This is a genomic window from Microbispora sp. CL1-1, from assembly GCF_012034195.1.
Lineage (GTDB): Bacteria > Actinomycetota > Actinomycetes > Streptosporangiales > Streptosporangiaceae > Microbispora.
Window position 1 is genome coordinate 59,936 of sequence record NZ_JAATEK010000007.1, and the last position, 19,402, is coordinate 79,337.

Here is a 19,402-nt window from a genome sequence, read left to right on the forward strand (position 1 = left end):
GGGTCACCCTAGGTCATACACGGCCCCGCTCCGTGCCAACTCCATCGGCCCGGCGAAGCCGCCCCGCGAGGCGTCCTCCAGAATGCGCGACTTGTCGTACCACGGGACGAGATGGGTGAGGACGAGCGCGCCGGCCTCGGCGCGGGCGGCGTGCTCGGCCGCCTGCCTGCCGCTCAAATGCAGGCCGGGGGTCAGGCCCGGCTGATCGAGGAAGGACGCCTCGCACAGCAGCACGTCGGCCTCGTGGGCCAGCTTGACCAGCTCGGCCGACTCGCCGGTGTCGGCCGAGTAGGCGACGGAGCGGCCCTGGTGGGTGACGCGGAAGCCGTAGGTCTCCACGGGGTGGTTCATCGGGGCCGCCGTCACCTCGAACGGGCCGACGTGCCGGGTGCCGGGCGACAGCCGCACGAAGTCGAAGGAGGTCTCAAGCACGGGCTCGTCCGGCATCGCGTACGCCGCGTTGAGCCGCTTGGAGGCGCCCGCGGGGGCGTGCACGGGCACCTTGGGCAGGGGGCCGTCGGGGGTGTAGGTGCGCACGACGTGATAGGCGCACAGGTCGAGGCAGTGGTCGGCGTGCAGATGGGACAGGAGGATGGCGTCGACGTCGTAGAGCCCGGCGTGCCGCTGGAGCGGGCCCAGCGAGCCGTTGCCGAAGTCCATCAGCAGCCGGAAGCCCTCGGCCTCGAAGAGGTAGCAGGAGGCCGGACTGTCGGGGCCGGGGAAGCTGCCCGAGCACCCGATGATCGTCAACTTCATCGCGAACTCCCTACGCCGCTGACGTCGCCGATGCCGGAGGCGGTCCGCTCCACCGACTGGAGCTCGGGACCGAGGAAGCGCTGCCCGAGCCGTTCGAACAGCTCGGTGTCGCCGGTCGCGCGGAAGCGGTGCCGCGGCTCGCCCGCGCCGTTGGACAGCCCGCGGTCGTGCAGGACGCGGTAGACGTCCTTGGCCGTCTCCTCGGCGCTGGACACCAGCGTGACCCCGTCCCCTGCGACGTACGACAGGGCTCCGGTGAGCAGCGGATAGTGCGTGCAGCCGAGGATCAGCGTGTCGCACCCCGCGTCCTGGATCGGCTTGAGATAGCCCGTGACCACCTCGATCAGCTCCTCGCTCATCGTCTCGCCCCGTTCGACGAACTCCACGAGCAGGGGCGCGGCCACCGCGACCAGCTCGACGTCGGGGGCGGCGGCGAAGGCGTCGTGGTAGGCCATCGACTCGATCGTGGCCCGGGTGGCGATCACACCGACCCTGCCGTTCCTCGTGGCCCGCACTGCCCGCCGGGTGGCGGGCTGGATCACCTCGACGACCGGGACGTCGTAGCGCTCCCTGGCGTCCCTGAGCACGGCCGAGCTGGCGCTGTTGCACGCGATGACCAGCATCTTCACGTCGTGCTCTACCAGGTGGTCCATGACCTCCAGCGCGTATGCGCGGAGCTCGGCGATGCTCTTGGGTCCGTACGGCTGGTGGGCCGTGTCGGCCACGTAGAAGATCGATTCATGGGGCAGCTGGTCGATGATCGCCCGGGCGACGGTCAGGCCGCCCACCCCGCTGTCAAAGATCCCGATCGCCCGGGTGTTGTCCTCCGGCACGCTTCCCAAGGTTAGGGGACTGATCCCCGCCGCAGACGGTAAGAATGCTCACATCGCGCGCCGGGCGGCGGTGACGTACGGTCTAGCCCCGGCCCAGGCGCGCGATCTGGCGCGACTGGGCGACGAGCCGGCCCGCCGAGTCCCACACCTCGACCTCCTCGTCGAACCAGCCGTCGCTGATCAGGCGTCCGCCGCCGATCAGGGTCAGCCACCCCGGCGCGGGCAGGGCCCGCAGGTGCCAGGTCAGCTCCACCGTCGGGGCCCAGCCCCGCGCCCCCGCCGAGAACACGACCGGCGGCAGCGCGTCCACCGCCAGCGCCAGCACGTACGGGTCGGGGTCCTGCGGCTCCACCAGCCGGAAGTACGCCCGCGACTCGGGCCGTCCGGTCGGCGCGCCGGTGAGCCAGCCGATCGTGGGCGGGTCGAAGGCGAGCTCCATCCGGGCGCTGAGGTTCATGTTCGACTCGGGCTTGGGCTGGGGCAGGCGCACACAGTCGGCCAGGTCCGGCATGACGGCCGACGGGCCGTCCGCCCAGTCGGGGGCCGCCTCCTCGTTGAGCGTGGCGGTCGTGACGAGCATCTCGATGAACGACTCGCCGTCCTGGACGAGCCGCGCCCGGGTCATCGTCGCCGTACGGCCCGTCTTGAGCGGTTCGAGCAGCACCCGGGCCGGGCCCGGCCTGGCCACGCGAAGGAACTGGGCGCTCGTCGAAATCGGGTGCGCGTGCGGCGAGGCGTCCACCACGGCGCGCAGCATCGTGGCCATGAGATAGCCGCCGTTGAGCGGCCCTCCGATGGAGTATCCGTCGTCGAGACACACGTCGTAAGTGGTGTCGTCGACCCGGATGGCCTGCGTCGCCTCGTCGAACTTGGTCATGCACCCCTCGCCGCTCTACCGAATAATGTTCTGCTCATTACTGTAGCGTGGCACTCCGGCGGATCCCACGGCTCACTCGCGTGAGCCTGCTCACGCGAACGGGCCGGGCGCGCAGGGCCGGGCGCGCGGCTCGCGTGGCCGGCTCCGCACGGCGGGCTCGCATCGCGGGCCAGCGCGCGGCGGCTCGGGCGCGGCCGGCTTGCATCGCGGGCCGGTGGGCTCGGGCGCGGTCGGCCTCGCTCGACAGGCTGGCCGGGCCGGGGCGCGGCGGCTCGGGCACGGCGGCACGCATCGCCGGGCCCACCTGGCCTGGCCGCGGCGGGCTCGCGGTCAAGTGGGCTGCAAGCGCACCGCTACCGGCCGCGCCTACCTTCACGGCGTACCTGACGACGACGCCTGTGAGTGAGCCCCGATGTCCTCCTCCCCCAACCCCCCGGGCCCGTGGCGGCCGGGCGACGAGCCCGACCTCGACCGCACCGTCGCCTATCGCATTCCCCGCGCCGCCGCGAGCGAGGCGCACACCGTGCGGCTGCCGTCCTGGACGGAGCCCGAGGAGATCGGCTTCGCCACCGTGGTCGGCCCGCCCGCGCCGCCTCCCGGACAGGGCAGGCGGGGACGCGGCTGGATCATCGCGCTGGTGGCCGCCGTGCTCGTCGGGGTGGTCGCCGGCGGCGGCGTGTGGGCCGCATCGAAGCTCAGCGGCGGCGGCACGCAGCCGCAGGACGTGCTGCCCGCGAACGCGATGGCCTACGTGCGGCTCGACCTCGACCCGTCGGCCGGGCAGAAGCTCGCGTTGTTCGGCATCGCCCGCAAGTTCTCCGCCACCCGCGACGCCTTCGGCGGGGACGACCCCCGCGAGGCCCTGGTCACCGCGCTGCAGAAGGACGACCCCGAGCTGTCGAAGATCGACTACGCCAGAGACGTCGAACCCTGGCTCGGCGACCGCGTCGGCCTCGCCGTGCTCCCCGGGGACGGCGGCGGCGACCCCGTCGGGGCGCTCGCCGTACAGGTGAAGGACGAGGCGGCGGCCCGGGCCGGCATCGCCAAGCTGGGCCTCGGCAGCAAGGGCGGCCTGGCGTTCCGCGACGGGTACGCCGTCATCGCGACGAGCCAGAAGCTGGCCGACGAGTACGTCAAGGCGGCGCCGCTGTCCGGTGATCCGCACTTCGCCGCCGACCTCGGCGCGCTGGGCGAGCAGGGCGTGCTGTCGTTCTGGATGGACGTGGAGAAGGTCGCCGACGCCGGCTGGAGCGAGGTCGCGGCGACGCCCGTGCTGGAGCAGATCAAGGGCATGCGGTTCGCCGGCGCCCTCCGGTTCTCCGGGGACTACGCCGAGCTGGCCGGGATCACCCGCGGCGGCACGGCCATGCGGGGCAGGCCCGAACCGGTGAACATCGGCGAGCTGCCCGCCTCCACGGTCGCGGCGGCCTCGGTCTCCGGCCTGGGCGACCTGCTGCGCGAGCAGTGGCCGTCCATCGAGCAGGCGGCGAGCGACCAGGGCGGCGCCATGGTCAGGCAGGCCCTCGACGAGGCGCGGGCGCAATATGGCCTGTCCCTGCCGGACGACCTCGCGACGCTGCTCGGCCGCACGTTCACGCTCGCCCTGGACGAGCAGGACCTCGACGGCGCGCTGCCCAGGGCCGGCGCCGTGGTCACGACGGACACCGCCAAGGCACGCGAGGTGGTCGACCGGCTCAGGGCCCATCTGAACGGCATGGAGAGGTCCGCCGACACCGCCACCGCGGAGGGCGACGGGCGGTTCGTGATCGCGAGCACCCAGGAGTACGCCGACGCGCTCAACGGCGGCGGCACGCTCGGTGAGAGCGAGACCTTCCGCCTGGCCGTCCCGGACGCCGCGAACGCCACCTACGCCGTGTACGCCGACCTGAACCGGCTGGAGAAGCTCTACCTGCGCGGACTGAACGACCAGGAGCGCGCCGACGTGGAGAAGCTGCGGGCGGTCGGCCTGAGCGGCACCCACGGCGAGGACGGCTCGACCTTCACCCTCCGGGTCGTGTTCGACTGAACCCCATACTCCGGCTCACCCCGATACTCCGGCTCACCCCGATACTCCGGCTCACCCCATACTCCGGCTCATCCCGTCCGAACCGGATCTCCGGCCCACCCATGCCGGAGCGGGCGGGGTGAGCCGGTCGGCGTCCGACGGTGATCAGGCCCAGAGCTGGCCTTCGAGCCGGTCCTCCGCCTCGTCGAGGGTTCCCTCGTACGCGCCGGTGGACAGGTATTTCCAGCCGCCGTCGGCCACGATGAACACGATGTCGGCCCGCTCGCCCGCCTGTACGGCCTTGCGGGCCATGCCGATGGCGGCGTGCAGGGCGCAGCCCGTCGAGATGCCCGCGAAGATGCCCTCCGCCGCCAGCAGCTCACGCGTACGGCGCAGCGCGTCGGCCGAGGTCACCGAGTAGCGCGTGGTCAGCACGGACGCGTCGTACAGCTCGGGCACGAAGCCCTCGTCCACGTTGCGCAGGCCGTAGACCAGCTCGCCATATCGCGGCTCGGCGGCCACGATCTTCACGTCCGGCACGTGCTCGCGCAGGTAGCGGCCGACGCCCATGAGCGTGCCGGTCGTGCCGAGCCCCGCGACGAAGTGGGTCACGGTCGGCAGGTCAGCGAGGATCTCCGGCCCGGTCGACTCGTAGTGGGAGCGCCAGTTGGCCGGGTTGCCGTACTGGTAGAGCATCACCCAGTCGGGGTGCTCGGCCGCGAGGCCCTTGGCCACCCGCACGGCCTCGTTGGAGCCGCCCGCGGCCGGCGAAGAGATGATCTCGGCGCCCCACATGCGCAGGAGCTGGCGGCGCTCCTCGGAGGTGTTCTCCGGCATGACGCAGATCAGCTTGTAGCCCTTGAGCCGGGCCGACATCGCCAGCGAGATGCCGGTGTTGCCGGAGGTCGGCTCCAGGATCGTGCAGCCCGGCGTGAGCAGCCCGTCCTTCTCGGCCTGCTCGATCATCCACAGCGCCGGCCGGTCCTTGACCGACCCGGTCGGGTTGCGGTCCTCCAGCTTCGCCCAGATCCGTACGTCGGGAGACGGCGAAAGCCGGGGCAGGCCCACCAGCGGGGTGCGCCCGACCGAGTCGATCAACGAGTCGAAGCGCATCTAGCGCGCTCCACCCGCGACGGCCGGGAGCACGGTCACGGTGTCGCCGTCGGCGACAGGGGTGCCGAGCCCACCGAGGAAGCGTACGTCCTCGTCGTTGAGGTAGACGTTGACGAAGCGGCGCAGCCCGGTCTCGTCCACCAGCCGGTCCTTCAGGCCGGGGTGGCGCGACTCCAGGTCGCCGATCAGCTCTTCGAGGGTCGCTCCCTTGGCGTTGACCGCCTTGGCGCCATCGGTGTAGCTGCGGAGGATCGTAGGAATGCGGACCTCGATGGCCATGTCGGCTCAATCTCCTTGATCAGTGGTCGTCGTTATGGTGGGGCGTCCTCCTGCTCTGAACATGGACAGGAGGACGGCGATTCCAGCGGCCTTCTTCCCCCGACGCCGCGTGGGCGGCCGGGTTCAGCGACAGTCGTAGACGACGACAGACGGCGTGTGCGCGAAGAGGAACGCCTGAACAGGAGATTCCGGGCGCACCCGGCGCGACAGGACAGCCGGTGACGACACAGGACGAGCGTCATCGTTAGCCATGGTTCAAGTTTAACCGTACGACTCTACGATCTTGACTTCCTCCTCGGTCACGACGCCGTCCACGATCCGGTAGGACCGGAAGGGCGTCTCCTCCTCGGAGGCGGTCGACACCAGCACATAGTGGGCGTCGGGCTCGGAGGCGTAGCTGATGTCCGTACGCGACGGGTACGCCTCGGTGGCGGTGTGGGAGTGGTAGATCACGACAGGCACCTCGTCGCGGTCGTCCATCTCCCGCCACACACGGAACTGCTCCATCGAGTCGAACCGGTAGAACGTCGGCGAGCGCTCGGCGTTCTCCATGGGGACGAACCGCTCGGGACGGTCGGATCCGGCGGGCCCGGCCACGACACCGCACGCCTCGTCGGGGTGGTCGGCCCGGGCATGGGCCACGATCTTGTCGACCAGCTCGCTTGAGATCGTCAGCATGCTGCGAAACCTACCAAAGCGCCCTGACAAGGGTGTCCTGCAGGTAGGTCAGCCAGTCGTAGGTCACGTACGCCGGATAGCGGGGGTCGTCCTCGGACATCGAGGCGATCTCCTCGTGGACCTCCTCGGTGACCTCCAGCCGCACGCCGAGCGCGAGACGGACGTCGTTGAGCGCCCGCAGCCACGCCTGCCCCTGCTCGGCGGTCAGCGTCAGCAGCCCCGGCTCCGCGGTCTCCAGCAGCGTGGTCGCGTCGGCCCGCTTGGCGTCGCGCAGCGTCGCCTCGGTGTAGCGCCGGAACTCCTGCGCCGCGTCCTCGTCGTCCGAGTACGCCGAGGGGAACAGCCGCGCGAGCACGGGGTCGGCGGGCGGAGCAGCCGATCCGATGCCCAGGGCGCGTTCCAGCGGGTCGTCGCCGGTGGCCCCCGGCTCGACCAGGCCGAGCACCTGCGACACCAGCGAGCGCAGGATCGACACCTCGCCCGCGTCGAGCTGGACGGCCACCCCGTCGCGCGTCGCCTGGAATCCCGTGCTCATCACTTGTCCTGCTGGACGGTCGCCCACAGCCCGTAGGAGTGGAGAATCTGCACGTCCCGCTCCATCTCCTCCCGGGTGCCGCTGGCGACGACGGCCTTGCCCTTGTGGTGGACGTCCATCATCAGCTTCTCGGCCTTCTGCCGGGGATAGCCGAACACGGTCTGGAAGACGTACGTGACGTACGACATCAGGTTGACCGGGTCGTTCCACACGATCGTGAGCCACGGCAGATCGGGGCGCACGTCCGACGACGGACGCTCGACCTCGGTTGGAGCTGTGCTACCCACGTACCCATCCTGCACCACGACCGTCGTAGTCTTCGACACGTGCGCACGACCACGGGCACGGCCCTGCTGACCGACCGCTACGAACTGACGATGCTCCAGGCCGCACTCGCCAGCGGTGCGGCGCATCGGCGGGTGGTCTTCGAGGTGTTCGCCCGGCGGCTGCCCGGAGGACGGCGCTACGGGGTGGTGGCCGGCACCGGGCGGTTCCTCGACGCGCTCGAGGCCTTCCGCTTCGAGGAGCGGGACATCGAGTTCCTGTGCTCCTCCGGGATCGTGGACGAGCCGACCGGCGAGTTCCTCGCGGGCTACCGCTTCTCCGGCGACGTGTACGGCTATAGCGAGGGCGAGGCGTTCTTCCCCGGCTCTCCGATCATGGTCGTGGAGGGGACGTTCGCCGAGGCCGTGCTGCTGGAGACCGTGGCGCTGTCGATCCTCAACCACGACTGCGCGATCGCGGCGGCCGCCTCGCGGATGGCCCAGGCGGCCGGCGACCGGCCGCTGATCGAGATGGGCTCGCGCCGCACCCACGAACACGCCGCGGTCGCCGCCGCCAGGGCCGCCTACCTGTGCGGCTTCGCCTCCACCTCCAACCTCATGGCCGGCCGTCTTTACGGCGTGCCGACCGCCGGCACCGCCGCCCACGCGTTCACCCTGCTCCACGACTCGGAGGAGGACGCCTTCCGGGCACAGCTCGACTCCCTCGGTCTCGGCACCACCCTGCTCGTGGACACCTACGACGTGGCGAAGGCCGTACGGACCGCGGTGGAGCTGGCCGGGCCGGATCTCGGCGCGGTGCGCATCGACTCCGGCGACCTCGCGGTGGTCGCGGTGGAGGTGCGCCGCCTGCTCGACGAGCTGGGCGCGAACCGCACGCGGATCGTCGTCACCAGCGACCTGGACGAGTTCGCGATCGCGGCGCTGGCCGCTGCGCCGGTGGACGCCTACGGCGTCGGCACCGCCCTGTCCACGGGCTCCGGCCATCCGACGGCGAGCCTCGTCTACAAGCTCGTCGCCCGGGAGGACCACGCGGGCAGGCTCCAGCCGGTCGCCAAGGCGTCCGTCGGCAAGCCGAGCATCGGCGGGCGCAAGTGGGCCTACCGCAGGACCGTCGACGGCACCGCGACCGCCGAGATCGTCACCCGCGAACCGGTGGAGACGGACGACCGCCCCCTGCTGGCCGAACTCGTCCGGGACGGCGAGATCGTCGGCCGCGAACCCCTGACGGCCGCCCGCGACCGCCACCGGGCGACTTTGTCCGAGTTGCCACTGGAAGCGTGCAGCCTCTCCCCCGGAGACCCCGCAGTCCCTACTATCTTCAAGTGATCGCGGGGGACCGGCGCATGAGGACGACGCCGGTCCTCCGTGATCGCCACTGTGAGGTGACCCCATGAAGACCGCGCTCGTCGTCGTGGACGTGCAGAACGACTTCTGCGAGGGCGGCAGCCTGCCGGTCGGCGGCGGCTCCGAGGTGGCCGCCGCGATCAGCCGCCACATCCAGGAGCACCCGTACGACCACGTGGTCGCCACCCGCGACTACCACGTCGATCCCGGCGCCCATTTCGCGGACGAGCCCGACTTCGTGGACTCCTGGCCGCCGCACTGCGTGGCCGGCACGCCCGGCGCGGACTTCCACCCGGCCTTCGACACCTCCAAGATCGAGGAGGTCTTCAGCAAGGGCGCGCGACAGGCCGCCTACAGCGGGTTCGAGGGAACCAACGCCGACGGCGTCGGCCTGGCCCAGTGGCTGCGCGACCGCGGCGTCGAGGCCGTCGACATCGTCGGCATCGCCACCGACCACTGCGTGCGGGCCACCGCCCTCGACGCTGCGGCCGAGGGCTTCGCCGTACGGGTGCTGCTGGATCTGACGGCGGGCGTGGCCCGGGAGACGACCGAGGCGGCGCTCGCCCGCCTCGCCGAGGCCGGAGTCGAGCTCGTCGGAGAGCCCGTCCTCCGCTCCTGACCCGCTCCTGACCCGCTCCCGATCCGCGCCTGATCCGCGACACCGCCGAGCCGTGCGGCCGGGACACGCGCAGGACATCAATGGCTTCACCACGAAGCGTCACGGGTGTATTACCTAGAGCGACGACCCCTTCGTGGATTGGCGGCCCCGATGTTCGCGTTCCTGCTCGGCCTCAGCTGGCTCGTCCTGACCCCGGTCTGCATCTGGCTGCTCTTCGGGCGCGGCCACAAGGGCGTGCGCCGCGCCACGGGCGCGCTGACGCTCGCGGCCCTGCAGGCGATCACGATGACCGTGGGGTTCGCCCAGGAGCCCGCCCGGGTCCCCGCCCAGACGGTCGCCGTACGCGACCCGCGCGCCGAAGCCCGGCCGACGCCGTCCCCCAGCGTGGTGGCGGCCGCGACTCCGTCCCCCGAACCCGGCCACTCGCCCGCCTGCGATCCCCGCGTCCCCGACCCCCAGGCCGTACGGCTGTCGTTCCGCGGCAGGGTCCTGCACGGCCTCACGGTGTTCTGGCCCGCGTCTCCCGCACAGTGCGACACGGCGACGGTGGCCGTCCACCAGGCCGGACGCCGGCTGCGCATCTGGGTGCAGGAGGGCGCCGAGGCGCGGCAGCACGAGGGAGCGCACAACGTCCCCGTACGCGTGGAGCAGGGCATAGCCTCCCTCAGCCTCCGGCTCAGCTCGGTCACCCGGAACCACCGGCGTTACGTGGCGATCAACGGCCACACCGGCGACAAGATCCCGCTGCGCTCCCGCACCTCATAGCGCCGCCACGCGAGTGGAAACGAGCCGTTCATAAATCGCGGGAAATGAGGACACGACGCACAGAGCACGCGGAGCCGGGTGAATATTCATCACACCGGTAGCGAAAAATCCCCACCCCGCCGACGGACCCGCAAAATCCGCCGTGAACATTCCCATTCCGGCGACCTCCGAGCTGATAGCAATTACCTCCGCGCACGCACAGCGCTCTTGTTTCCCCCAGCGAAGCCCCGGCTACGCTGCGAGCAGCATCGGAGCACTGAACGTGAAGACCCTCAGCGAACGCGTCAAGCGCCTGGAGGACGAAGTGGAAAAACTGGGCGTCGATTGCTTCAAGCAGGCTGCAGCACACGCGTACGACGCGCTGCAGCCGAATTGGGGAAAAATCGATGCGATAAGCGATCGCCTGGTGCGGGTCGAGCACATCGCCGAGGAGACCAGAGCCGACGTCAGCGTTCTCAACAGGCAGATGACCGTCGCTACTGTCCGATTCGACCACATCGACACCGCGATCGCCCGCATGGATGGGCGCATCGACGAACTCAGCAATCGGGTCGACACCCTGACCTGCCGGGTGGACACCCTCACCGTAGAGGTCGAAACCCTCGGAGGACACGTCGAGGTCCTGACCGGCCGCGTGGACGGCCTCACCACACGCGTGGACACACTCACCAACCGCGTCGACACCCTCACCGGGCAGGTGAACGTGCTCACCGCTCGTGTCGACGGGCTCACCGGTCAGGTCGAGGCCCTGACCGGCCGCGTCGACGGCCTCACCACCCGGGTCGACGCGATGAGCGGCCAGGTGACCACACTGACGGAACAGGTCGACGGCATGGCCGACCACCTCCGCAGGATGACCGACATGAACAAGACGATGTTCAACTCGGTCCTGACCCGGCTGGAAGATGTGTACGCCCAGATCCGGATGAGAAACTTCGCCGACCGACCGGCCCCTCGGCGCGTGGAGGATGCCGAGGACGGCGGAGCGGAGGCGTCCGCCTGATCGACCCGGCCCGGAATCCGGAGCCCGGGGAGGGGCCCAGGCAGTGCCCGGAACGGCTTGCCGCAGGTCCTCCTGGCCCGCCCCGGGTAGCCGGCGCGACGGCACCGCGGTTCGCCGCCCCGCAGGGGACCGGCGAGCCGCGGTCCGTCACCCGTCGGGCGGCAGGCCGTCAGCAGACACCGAACGACTCTTCGGCGCACTCTGGCTGCTGCCGCCGGAGGCGCGCGTGCACGAGCCGCAGGTCGTGCTCGACGGCGACCAGAGGCGCGACGCGTCGCCCGGTCCGGCGCGCTGGACCACGCGCATAGCCGTACGGCCCCGATGGAATGACCGCGAGGTCACCTGCGCTGGGTGGCCCACTTGCGGATCATCGCGATGCGCTCGCGGACCTGTTCGGCGGTGGCCTGGGCGATGGCGGGGCCGCCACAGGCGCGACGCAGCTCGGCGTGGATGACGCCGTGCGGCTGGCCCGTGCGGTGGTTCCACGCGCCCACCAGGCCGTTCAGCTCCTTGCGGAGCTCGGCGAGCTGCTCGTGCGGCGCGAGGGCGGGCGCCTGCTCCTCGCTCTTCTTGGTCCTACGCTTGGCCGCCTGCTGGTCGGCCTGGCGCTTGCGCAGCAGTGAGGCCACCTGGTCGGGCTCCAGCAGGCCGGGCAGGCCGATGAAGTCCTCCTCCTCCGGGGAGCCGGGCGCGGCGGCGGTGCCGAACTCGCCGCCGTCGAACAGCACCCTGTCGAAGGTCGCGGACGCCTCCAGCGTCTGGAAGGGCAGCTCGTCGCCGAGCGCGTCGGGCTGCTTCTTCTCCTGCTGGGCCTGCTCAAGCAGCAGGTCGTCGAGGCCGTCCTCGTCGCGGCGGCGGCCCAGCACGTGGTCGCGCTCTTCCTCCATCTCGCCCGCCAGGCCCATGAGGACGGGCACCGAGGGAAGGAAGACCGACGCGGTCTCGCCACGTTTGCGGGCACGAACGAAACGCCCGACGGCCTGCGCGAAGAACAGCGGGGTCGAGGTGCTCGTGGCGTAGACCCCGACGCACAGCCGGGGAATGTCGACACCCTCGGAGACCATCCGGACCGCGACCAGCCAGCGCCGGTCGGAGGTGGCGAAGTCCTTGATCTTCTTGGACGCGCCCGGGTCGTCGGAGAGCACGACCTCGGCGCCCTCCCCGGTCACCGTGCGGATGTGCCGGGCGTAGGCGCGGGCCGCCTCGTGGTCGGAGGCGATGACCAGCCCGCCCGCGTCGGGGACGCCCCGGCGCACCTCGGTCAGGCGCCGGTCGGCCGCGTGGATGACCTGGCGGATCCAGTCGCCCTTCGGGTCGAGGGCAGCCCGCCACGCCTGCGAAAGCTGGTCCTTGGTCAGCGGCGTGCCGAGCGTGGCGGCGATCTCGTCGCCCGCGCGCGTGCGCCACTTCATCTCTCCCGAGTACGCGAGGAAGATGACGGGCCGGACGACTCCGTCGGCCAGGGCCGGGCCGTAGCCGTAGGAGTAGTCGGAGACGCTCCGCATCGCCCCCTCGCCGTCCTCCACGTAGGTGACGAACGGGATCGGGCTGTCATCGGACCGGAACGGCGTGCCGGTCAGCCCGAGTCGCCTGGTCGCGGGCTCGAACGCCTCGCGGATGCCGTCGCCCCACGATTTCGCGTCGCCGGCGTGGTGGATCTCGTCGAAGATCACCAGCGTCTTGCGCGCCTCGGTGCGGGCCCGGTGCAGCGCCGGGTGCATGGCGATCTGCGCGTAGGTGACCGCGACCCCGATGTAGTCGCGCGAGGTGGCGCCCTGGCTGTTCTTGAACTCGGGGTCGATGCTGATCCCGACCCGGGCCGCGGCGTCGGCCCACTGCCGCTTGAGGTGCTCGGTGGGGGTGACGATCGTGATGGCGCGCACGATCCCGCGGCTGAGCAGCTCGCTGGCGATCCGCAGCGCGTACGTCGTCTTGCCGGCGCCGGGTGTGGCGACGGTCAGGAAGTCGCGCGGCTCGCGGCTGAAGTAGAGGTCGTAGGCCTGCTGCTGCCATGCGCGCAGCTTCGGGGCGGTGCCCCAGGCGGCTCTGTCGGGGTAGGACGGGGAGAGGTGGGACGCGGCCGAAACGCTCAACGACGCCTCCCCGAACTCATCGGAACACTGGTGTCTCTATCGGTTCGCTCCCTCACAGTGGATTCAGACTAGCCCGCCGGACCGACAGAACGCGCCGAGCACGCGCAGCCTGGCCGGAATTCACCGGGTGTGGCGTCGAGCACAGTCGAGCACATCGGGGCCGGCGCGATGCCGCAGGTGCGCCGCCCCGGCCGCTTCCACCCGCCACGGCCCCGGCCTGCTTTCCCGTGGCCGCCGCGTTCGTCCATCGACGGGAAGATGCTCCCGCGATGGCCGTGTCCAGCCGGCGCCTTGACGCACGAGGGCGGACAGCCCCGGGAGCCCGTCGGGCTCCGCGGCTGTCCGCCCTGAGTGCTATCTGCCAGGACCGGCCGTTACAGCGTCGTCGGCGCCGTGCAGTTGGCCGTGGACAGCGGCAGGAAGGTGCCGAGCGTCCCACCGCCGCTGAGGCTGCTGACCGTGCAGTCGGAACGGAGGATCGCCCCGTCCGCCCGACGCACCGTCACCCTCACCAGGCCCGCAGGAGCACCGGTGCCGGGGAGCGTGACCCCCGTGGCCCCGGCCGGGACCGCCGTGCTGGTGCTCGGAGCCAGAGCGATGTCATAGAAGAAGCCGCTGCTGCCGAAGACCGGTGTGACGTCCGTCCAGGCGTTGCCGTCGTTGACGAAGACGTGACCCCGGCGCGCCGACCCGGTGAAAGTCCGAGAGGCGGTCGGGGAGATGGTCGTGTCACCGGCGGCGAACGTGAAGTCGGTGATGATATTCGTAGCGTCCAGCCTCGGGAAGGGGATGAACTTCTGCTTCTCCCCTCCGCCCTGCGGAGTCGCTGCCTGCGTGGCCGGGGTGGTCTTCGTCGGTGCTGCGCTCGCCGCGACCGCACCCGACAGCCCCACAGATGCGCACGTCACGGCCACTGCGGCGGCCCGCGCCAGCAGGCGACCGGCGCCACGCGAACCAGAGGCCGAGCTGCTCCTACGAGAAATCAATTTGATTTCCCCCCCATGGTGAGAATTGGTGTTTCCGGGTCACCGCGTTTTCGTGCGATGCGACATCGAAGATACCTGTCCGGGGAAACGTGGGCAGCGAGCCACTTATCGGATACCGGCAAACAGATGCTCCGCCTATCTCAAAGCCGCACCGAAAATGCCGCGATCTCCCGCTATCGCGGGATCGAGCACCGGAGAAACCACTAACTCACCGATATGCACATTCGATCGGACGTACGCGACAAAGAAGCAGGCCGCCATATCGCATACTGTCCCGATTCAACGCCCATATCAACGGAGAGGATTCAAGAAGAGATAGCAGGCGCTATTTCCCGACATAGTGGACGCACGACCCCAGGACCGGAGCACCGCAATACGCCAGGGGCACGCGAGGCGCGAATGGCGTGGTGTGCAGGGCAGCCGGGCCCATAGGCGCCCCGCTCCGCAGAGGCGCAGGAGGCCGCACGAGGCGGGAGGCGCGGCGGGCGAGGTGCCGCGGGCGAGAGTGGCGCGGCGCGCGGGGGTGCGGGGTGCGAGGGCATCAGGCTCCGGTGGCGCGCGGTGCGGGCGGGCGGGGTGGCTGGAGCAACGGCGGCGGGAACGACGGTGGGGTCAGCGGGCTCCCCACATGAGGCCCTCGATCTCGGCGCGCGACTGGGGACGGTCGGGATGGGCCAGCCCGAGCAGGACCGTGCTGCCGCCGTCCGGCCTGGTCAGCAGGGTCACCCGCATGAAGGCGGGCTCGTTCACCACGTCGGTGTATTCGGCGCGTACGGCCCGGGTGTGGCCCGGCCGCCCGCCGACGGTCACGGCGCGGTCATCGATCACCTCGACCTTGTCGCCGTGCAGCAGCAGCTGCGTGTAGAGATCGCTCAGGTCGATGACGGCCGAACGCAGGTTGGGCGGGTCCACCCGGTCGCCGGGCCGGGCCATGACCGTGGCGCTGTCGCCGCGCGCGGCGGCGGACGTGAAGCCGGTCACTGGCGCGACCACGCCCTCCCGCCACTCCGGCGGCAACGTGTAGGAGACCCCGGCGATCTGGTCGTGGACCACCGTGGGGGGCGCGCTCTCGGCCCGGTTCAGGACCGTGACCACCACCGCGCCGATGACGGCGGCCGAGCAGACCAGCGCGAGGCCGCCGACGAGAAGGCGCCGTAACCACCGCGGCATCGGGCGGGGAGGCGTCTCTGGCGCACGGTAGCGGCGCGCCGACGGAGGCAGGTCGTCCTCGGGCTCGGGAGACTCCAGGCCCAGCGAGGGCCAGGCCGGGCGGCCGGACTGTGACCGTTCGGCGACCGGCGCGCCGTACAGGCCGGTGAGGCTCTCCTCGGTGGGGTTCCGGTCCGGCTCACGGCCGCCGTACGGCCGTGTCGGCCACCGAGGGGGCGTGGACGGCGTGGACGACCGCGGCGGCCCGCCCGGGACGCCGTACGGGCGAGTGGGCGCCTGTCCGGACGGCGGAGACTCCTCCTCCGCGGGTGGCCAGACCCGGCGGGTCCACTGGTCATCCACATAGCCTCCCCGGGCGGCCTGGGCCGGGCGTGTGGGACGGAACCGGCGAGCGACTCGGCGCTCAGGGCCGGGCGCGAGGCTTCGTGACCATGAACGCTGCTGTGGAGTTACTCATACCCGCGCCGCGACGTCAACGGCTCCGACCGATTCGTCATCGCCCTGTTCCTGTGATGATCCCTCATCGCCCTACGCGTCGCCAGCCGGGTTGCTCGGAGCCCCGGGTGGCGAGACCCGGCACAAGGTCACTCGCAGGGTCGCTCGCCGCTCCGTTCGCGGTGTCGCTCACGGTGTCGCTCACGGTGTCGCTCAGGGCGTCGCCCACGGGTACGGCATCGAGGTCGCTCGCGGTGCTGCTTGACGCCTCCGTGCCGTCGGCGACATCCACAGCGGTCCCCTGAGGCGCCGACGCGGCCTCCTGAAGCCCCGCCGCGGCCACCCCGGCGGCGGCCTTCTCCGCCGCCGCCTCGGTTCCCAGCGGCGCCGGGCGGCGGTAGGCGTCCCACATCTGGTGGATGCGTACGCCCTGGCCCACGGTGAACTCGCGCATGCAGCGGTCCTGGGCGTAGTCCATGAAGTTGTGCACCGGATCGCTGCCCGGAGCCGGGCAACTGTCCTTCTTCGCAGGGCAGCCGTTCGTCGGGTGTGCCTCGGGGGGCGTGTCGTCCACCGAGTCGCCCGGGGCCTTGCAGCCGTTCTCGAAGGTGTGCAGCAGGCCCAGCCAGTGGCCGATCTCGTGCACGGCCGTGAAGCCCCTGGCGAAGTCGCGCAGCGGGCCGCCGGGGACGCTCCGCCAGTCGATCACCACGCCGTCCAGCACGGGCTCGTCGTCATACCAGTACGGATAGGTGGAGTAGCCGAGCACGAGCCGGCTCAGCTGCGCGATGTAGAGGTTGAGCGTCTCGGGACCGCCGACCCGCAGCTTCTTCTTCATCGGCTCCTCGTTGCCGAGGGGGTCGCGGAACCAGTCCCGGTTCTCGGTGTGCGTGATGCCCTTGAGCTCGAAGCGCACGCCGGTGTCGGCACCGCCGTACCCGCCGGAGTAGGCGGTGTTGAGCACGGCGATCTGCCGGGAGACGGCGGAGTCGGGCAGGCCGAGCGTGCGGTCCCTGATGATGTGCACCCGCACCGGGACAGTGATCCGTTCGAGGGCCGCGGAACCGCTCCGCCGCGCGGCGGCCCCGCTCCCCGGCCGCATCGTCGCCCCCGGCCGCGCCGTCGTCGTCCCGGGCTGCACCGCCGCCCCCGGCTGCGGGGTGACCGCAGGCCGCGCGGTCGCTCTCGGCGGCAGGGGTTCACCTGCCCGCGCGGCTTCCCCAACCCGCGCGGCTTCTCTTGCCTGCGCGGTCGCTCTCGGCGGCGCGGCTTCTGCCGGCTGAGCGGCCTCTTGCGTCCGCGCCGCGCCAAGCCTGCGGACCAGGTCGGCCGACATCCGGGCGACCTCGTCCGGCCCCGGCACACGCGGCTCCATGGCGCGCGTCAGCCTGCCCGCGCCCTTCCGGCGCTTCGGTGCGGCGTTGCGGGTAAGGCAGGCGTCCGGCCGGGAGGCCGGCGATTCACGCAGTGCGGCGCCGGTGAGACCACCGGGCGCCCGGGAGGCTGCGGTGGCCGGGACGGCGCACGCGCCGCCCAGCGCGTAAAGGCATGCAAGGACGACGGCGATGGGTCGCCGAACCATTCGTTCCCCCGATACGGCTGGTCAGAAGGCAGACCCTAGCCGCAGGGGACGCGATGATCCCGGATCGACACTCACTCGCCGGACGGTTCGCCCTTGGGCAGCCCGTCGTAGATCTCCTTGCACTCCGGGCAGACCGGATACTTCTTCGGGTCGCGGCTGGGCACCCAGACCTTGCCGCACAGGGCCCGCACCGGCGCGCCGGTGACGTAGCTTTCAGTGATCTTGTTCTTGTCGGCGAAGTGCGAGAAGCGCTCGTGGTCACCGTCGCCGTGCGAGAGCCGGGGTGTTACGTCGCTCTCGGGAAGAATCTTCGTGCCGCTCACGGATACCAAGTCTACTGAGCGAGCGGGCGCGCCCGGCCCGGGCGCGCGTACGGCTCCCGCCGGGGTGGCGGGAGCCGTACGGAGGAGACCGGGCCTCAGCCCATGTGGACCGGGGCGCCCTCGGTCTTGCGGCCGGCCTTGACGAACAGGGCCAGGGCCGCCGCAACGAGGGCGACCGCCGTGCTCACGACGAAGCCGAGGTGCAGGCCGTCCATGAAGGACAGGTGCGCCGCGTCGGCCAGCGTCTTGGCCACGGGGCCGGTGAGTCCGGGCGGGGCCTGACCCACCGATGCCAGGGCCTTCAGGCCCTCCATCTGGGCGGGCGGGACGGCTGCCGCCGCCGGGCCGAGGTAGCCGGGCAGCACGTCGGCCACCTTGGCGGACACCACCGCGCCCAGGATGGCGGTGCCGAGCGCGCCGCCGACCTGCATCGCGGAGTTCTGCACGCCGCCCGCGACGCCGCTCAGCTCCTCCGGCGCGTTGCCCACAATGATCTCCGTGGCGCCGACGAACACCGGCGACAGACCGAACGCGAGCAGCACGAACGGGATCGCGCTGTCGGCGAAGGCGGCCTCGACGCTGAGCCGCGACATGAGGAACATCGCGAAGGCGCTGATCACCATGCCGCCCGCGATGGTGATCTTCGGACCGAGCTTGCCGATGAGGACGCCCGCGATGGGCGAGGCGACGATCATGCCGGCGCTCATGGGCAGCATGCGCAGGCCGGAGTCGAGCGGGGTGAGCCCGTGCACGCCCTGGAAGAAGAACGTGAGGAAGAACATCGCGCCGAACATCGCGAACGACATGAGGATCATGAGGACGGTCCCGATCGAGACCGATGCGTTGCGGAACAGGCTCAGCGGCAGCAGCGGCTCGCTCGCCTTCGACTGCCAGAACAGGAACACGGCCCCGACCACCACGGCGGCGGCGAGGAAGCCGAGCGTCTTGGCGTCGCCCCAGCCCCACTCGGGGGCCTTGATGATGGCCCACACCAGCGCGAACATCGCACCGGACAGCAGCACGACGCCGAGCCAGTCGACCCGCGACAGCATCTTGGCCCGGTTCTCCCGCAGCGTCCACAGCCCGAACGCCAGCGCCGCCACGCCGACCGGCACGTTGATGAAGAACACCGACTGCCAGCTCACGTTCTCCACGAGGAGGCCGCCGACGATCGGGCCCGCCGCGCTCGACAGCCCGATGATCGCGCCCCACGCCCCCATGGCCATGTTGAGCCGCTCACCGGGGAACGCCGACCGGAGCAACGCGAGCGCCGCGGGCTGCAGCAGCGCGCCGAACAGCCCCTGCAGCACCCGCAGCCCGATGAGCACGCCGATCGAGGACGACAGGCCGATGGCGAGCGAGGTCAGCGCGAAGCCGGCGACGCCGATGAGGAAGACGCGCTTGTGTCCGAACAGGTCGCCGAGCTTGCCGGCCGTGATCAGGAAGACCGCCAGCGCGAGCAGATAACCGCTGGTCACCCACTGCAGGTCGGCCAGTGTCGCCTTGAGCTCGACCTGGATGACCGGGTTGGCGATCGCCACGACCGTGCCGTCGAGCATGACCATGATCACGCCGAGCGAGACGGCGAGCAGCGTGAGCCATGGATGCCCCTGGCCTCGTCCTGGAGGCGCGTCGGCGTCCACCGATACGGCTTGAGTCATGGAGATTCCCCCTTAGCACCACTGAGTCGACCTCAAGCAATTTATGTCAGTCGATGACAGA

19 protein-coding genes are annotated in these 19,402 nt (G+C 71.1%); 5 read left to right on the forward strand and 14 right to left on the reverse strand.

Annotation, left to right across the window (positions count from 1 at the left end; genetic code table 11):
- Positions 1-3: 3 nt before the first annotated feature.
- The 3 genes from HCK04_RS11150 to HCK04_RS11160 all read right to left on the reverse strand — a co-directional run bounded on the left by HCK04_RS11150 (position 4) and on the right by HCK04_RS11160 (position 2,466).
- Positions 4-756 (reverse strand): MBL fold metallo-hydrolase, encoded by a 753-nt coding sequence (locus HCK04_RS11150; protein WP_142647102.1) that lies wholly within the window; start codon positions 754-756, stop codon positions 4-6.
- The gene (gene murI, locus HCK04_RS11155; protein ID WP_142647103.1) at positions 753-1,598 is read right to left on the reverse strand and encodes a glutamate racemase; all 846 of its coding nucleotides are present in this window, start codon (positions 1,596-1,598) and stop codon (positions 753-755) included. Before murI ends, HCK04_RS11150 begins: the two co-directional genes overlap by 4 nt.
- Positions 1,599-1,671: 73 nt before the next feature.
- Positions 1,672-2,466: a thioesterase family protein gene (locus HCK04_RS11160; RefSeq protein WP_142647104.1), complete on the reverse strand. Its 795-nt coding sequence runs from the start codon at positions 2,464-2,466 to the stop codon at positions 1,672-1,674.
- A 412-nt stretch (positions 2,467-2,878) separates the two neighbouring features.
- Here HCK04_RS11160 and HCK04_RS11165 point away from each other — a divergent pair, with 412 nt between their 5' ends.
- A complete protein-coding gene (locus HCK04_RS11165; RefSeq protein ID WP_142647105.1) occupies positions 2,879-4,492 on the forward strand; it encodes a DUF3352 domain-containing protein in 1,614 nt (537 codons plus the stop codon).
- Positions 4,493-4,636: 144 nt separating this feature from the next.
- Here HCK04_RS11165 and HCK04_RS11170 read toward each other — a convergent pair whose 3' ends face one another.
- The 5 genes from HCK04_RS11170 to clpS all read right to left on the reverse strand — a co-directional run bounded on the left by HCK04_RS11170 (position 4,637) and on the right by clpS (position 7,363).
- Complete coding sequence (locus HCK04_RS11170) at positions 4,637-5,584, reverse strand: cysteine synthase (protein WP_142647106.1); 948 nt, start codon at positions 5,582-5,584, stop codon at positions 4,637-4,639.
- On the reverse strand, positions 5,585-5,863 hold the full coding sequence (locus HCK04_RS11175) for a MoaD/ThiS family protein (RefSeq protein WP_142647107.1): 279 nt from the start codon (positions 5,861-5,863) through the stop codon (positions 5,585-5,587).
- A 261-nt stretch (positions 5,864-6,124) separates the two neighbouring features.
- Positions 6,125-6,541 (reverse strand): M67 family metallopeptidase, encoded by a 417-nt coding sequence (locus HCK04_RS11180; RefSeq protein ID WP_142647108.1) that lies wholly within the window; start codon positions 6,539-6,541, stop codon positions 6,125-6,127.
- 10 nt (positions 6,542-6,551) lie between these two features.
- Positions 6,552-7,076, reverse strand: a complete 525-nt coding sequence (locus HCK04_RS11185) for a DUF2017 domain-containing protein (protein WP_142647109.1) — start codon at positions 7,074-7,076, stop codon at positions 6,552-6,554.
- Positions 7,076-7,363 (reverse strand): ATP-dependent Clp protease adapter ClpS, encoded by a 288-nt coding sequence (clpS, locus tag HCK04_RS42170; protein ID WP_079315320.1) that lies wholly within the window; start codon positions 7,361-7,363, stop codon positions 7,076-7,078. Before clpS ends, HCK04_RS11185 begins: the two co-directional genes overlap by 1 nt.
- 39 nt (positions 7,364-7,402) lie before the next feature.
- Between clpS and HCK04_RS11195 the strand changes: the two genes are divergently transcribed.
- From HCK04_RS11195 to HCK04_RS11210, 4 genes are all read left to right on the forward strand, one after another.
- Positions 7,403-8,686 (forward strand): nicotinate phosphoribosyltransferase, encoded by a 1,284-nt coding sequence (locus HCK04_RS11195; protein WP_142647110.1) that lies wholly within the window; start codon positions 7,403-7,405, stop codon positions 8,684-8,686.
- A gap of 64 nt (positions 8,687-8,750) precedes the next feature.
- Positions 8,751-9,323 carry a nicotinamidase gene (locus HCK04_RS11200; RefSeq protein ID WP_142647111.1) on the forward strand — a complete coding sequence of 191 codons (573 nt, stop codon included), beginning with the start codon at positions 8,751-8,753 and terminating at the stop codon, positions 9,321-9,323.
- 150 nt (positions 9,324-9,473) lie between these two features.
- A complete protein-coding gene (locus HCK04_RS11205; RefSeq protein WP_142647112.1) occupies positions 9,474-10,088 on the forward strand; it encodes a hypothetical protein in 615 nt (204 codons plus the stop codon).
- A gap of 262 nt (positions 10,089-10,350) precedes the next feature.
- Positions 10,351-11,091, forward strand: coding sequence for a hypothetical protein (locus tag HCK04_RS11210; protein WP_142647113.1), 741 nt, complete (start codon positions 10,351-10,353; stop codon positions 11,089-11,091).
- A 338-nt stretch (positions 11,092-11,429) separates the two neighbouring features.
- Here HCK04_RS11210 and HCK04_RS11215 read toward each other — a convergent pair whose 3' ends face one another.
- The 6 genes from HCK04_RS11215 to HCK04_RS11240 form a co-directional block, all read right to left on the reverse strand.
- Entirely contained in the window at positions 11,430-13,184 is a 1,755-nt protein-coding gene (locus tag HCK04_RS11215; protein WP_142647114.1) for a DEAD/DEAH box helicase, read from the reverse strand.
- Positions 13,185-13,558: 374 nt separating this feature from the next.
- Positions 13,559-14,092 carry a hypothetical protein gene (locus tag HCK04_RS11220; protein WP_142647115.1) on the reverse strand — a complete coding sequence of 178 codons (534 nt, stop codon included), beginning with the start codon at positions 14,090-14,092 and terminating at the stop codon, positions 13,559-13,561.
- Between the two features lie 690 nt (positions 14,093-14,782).
- The gene (locus HCK04_RS11225) at positions 14,783-15,682 is read right to left on the reverse strand and encodes a hypothetical protein (RefSeq protein ID WP_142647116.1); all 900 of its coding nucleotides are present in this window, start codon (positions 15,680-15,682) and stop codon (positions 14,783-14,785) included.
- A 178-nt stretch (positions 15,683-15,860) separates the two neighbouring features.
- Complete coding sequence (locus HCK04_RS11230; protein ID WP_205830103.1) at positions 15,861-16,808, reverse strand: zinc metalloprotease; 948 nt, start codon at positions 16,806-16,808, stop codon at positions 15,861-15,863.
- Between the two features lie 620 nt (positions 16,809-17,428).
- Positions 17,429-17,689 carry a DUF3039 domain-containing protein gene (locus HCK04_RS11235; protein WP_142647117.1) on the reverse strand — a complete coding sequence of 87 codons (261 nt, stop codon included), beginning with the start codon at positions 17,687-17,689 and terminating at the stop codon, positions 17,429-17,431.
- 86 nt (positions 17,690-17,775) lie between these two features.
- Positions 17,776-19,341, reverse strand: a complete 1,566-nt coding sequence (locus HCK04_RS11240; RefSeq protein WP_142647118.1) for an MFS transporter — start codon at positions 19,339-19,341, stop codon at positions 17,776-17,778.
- Positions 19,342-19,402: the final 61 nt, after the last annotated feature.

What these genes read in the sequence shown, in the direction of transcription:
- HCK04_RS11165 (WP_142647105.1), top strand. Translation starts at nt 2,879, where the DNA reads ATGTCCTCCTCCCCCAACCCCCCGGGCCCGTGGCGGCCGGGCGACGAG.
- HCK04_RS11160 (WP_142647104.1), bottom strand. Translation starts at nt 2,466, where the DNA reads ATGACCAAGTTCGACGAGGCGACGCAGGCCATCCGGGTCGACGACACC.
- HCK04_RS11150 (WP_142647102.1), bottom strand. Translation starts at nt 756, where the DNA reads ATGAAGTTGACGATCATCGGGTGCTCGGGCAGCTTCCCCGGCCCCGAC.
- HCK04_RS11240 (WP_142647118.1), bottom strand. Translation starts at nt 19,341, where the DNA reads ATGACTCAAGCCGTATCGGTGGACGCCGACGCGCCTCCAGGACGAGGC.
- HCK04_RS11205 (WP_142647112.1), top strand. Translation starts at nt 9,474, where the DNA reads ATGTTCGCGTTCCTGCTCGGCCTCAGCTGGCTCGTCCTGACCCCGGTC.
- HCK04_RS11200 (WP_142647111.1), top strand. Translation starts at nt 8,751, where the DNA reads ATGAAGACCGCGCTCGTCGTCGTGGACGTGCAGAACGACTTCTGCGAG.
- HCK04_RS11185 (WP_142647109.1), bottom strand. Translation starts at nt 7,076, where the DNA reads ATGAGCACGGGATTCCAGGCGACGCGCGACGGGGTGGCCGTCCAGCTC.
- HCK04_RS11180 (WP_142647108.1), bottom strand. Translation starts at nt 6,541, where the DNA reads ATGCTGACGATCTCAAGCGAGCTGGTCGACAAGATCGTGGCCCATGCC.
- HCK04_RS11175 (WP_142647107.1), bottom strand. Translation starts at nt 5,863, where the DNA reads ATGGCCATCGAGGTCCGCATTCCTACGATCCTCCGCAGCTACACCGAT.
- HCK04_RS11170 (WP_142647106.1), bottom strand. Translation starts at nt 5,584, where the DNA reads ATGCGCTTCGACTCGTTGATCGACTCGGTCGGGCGCACCCCGCTGGTG.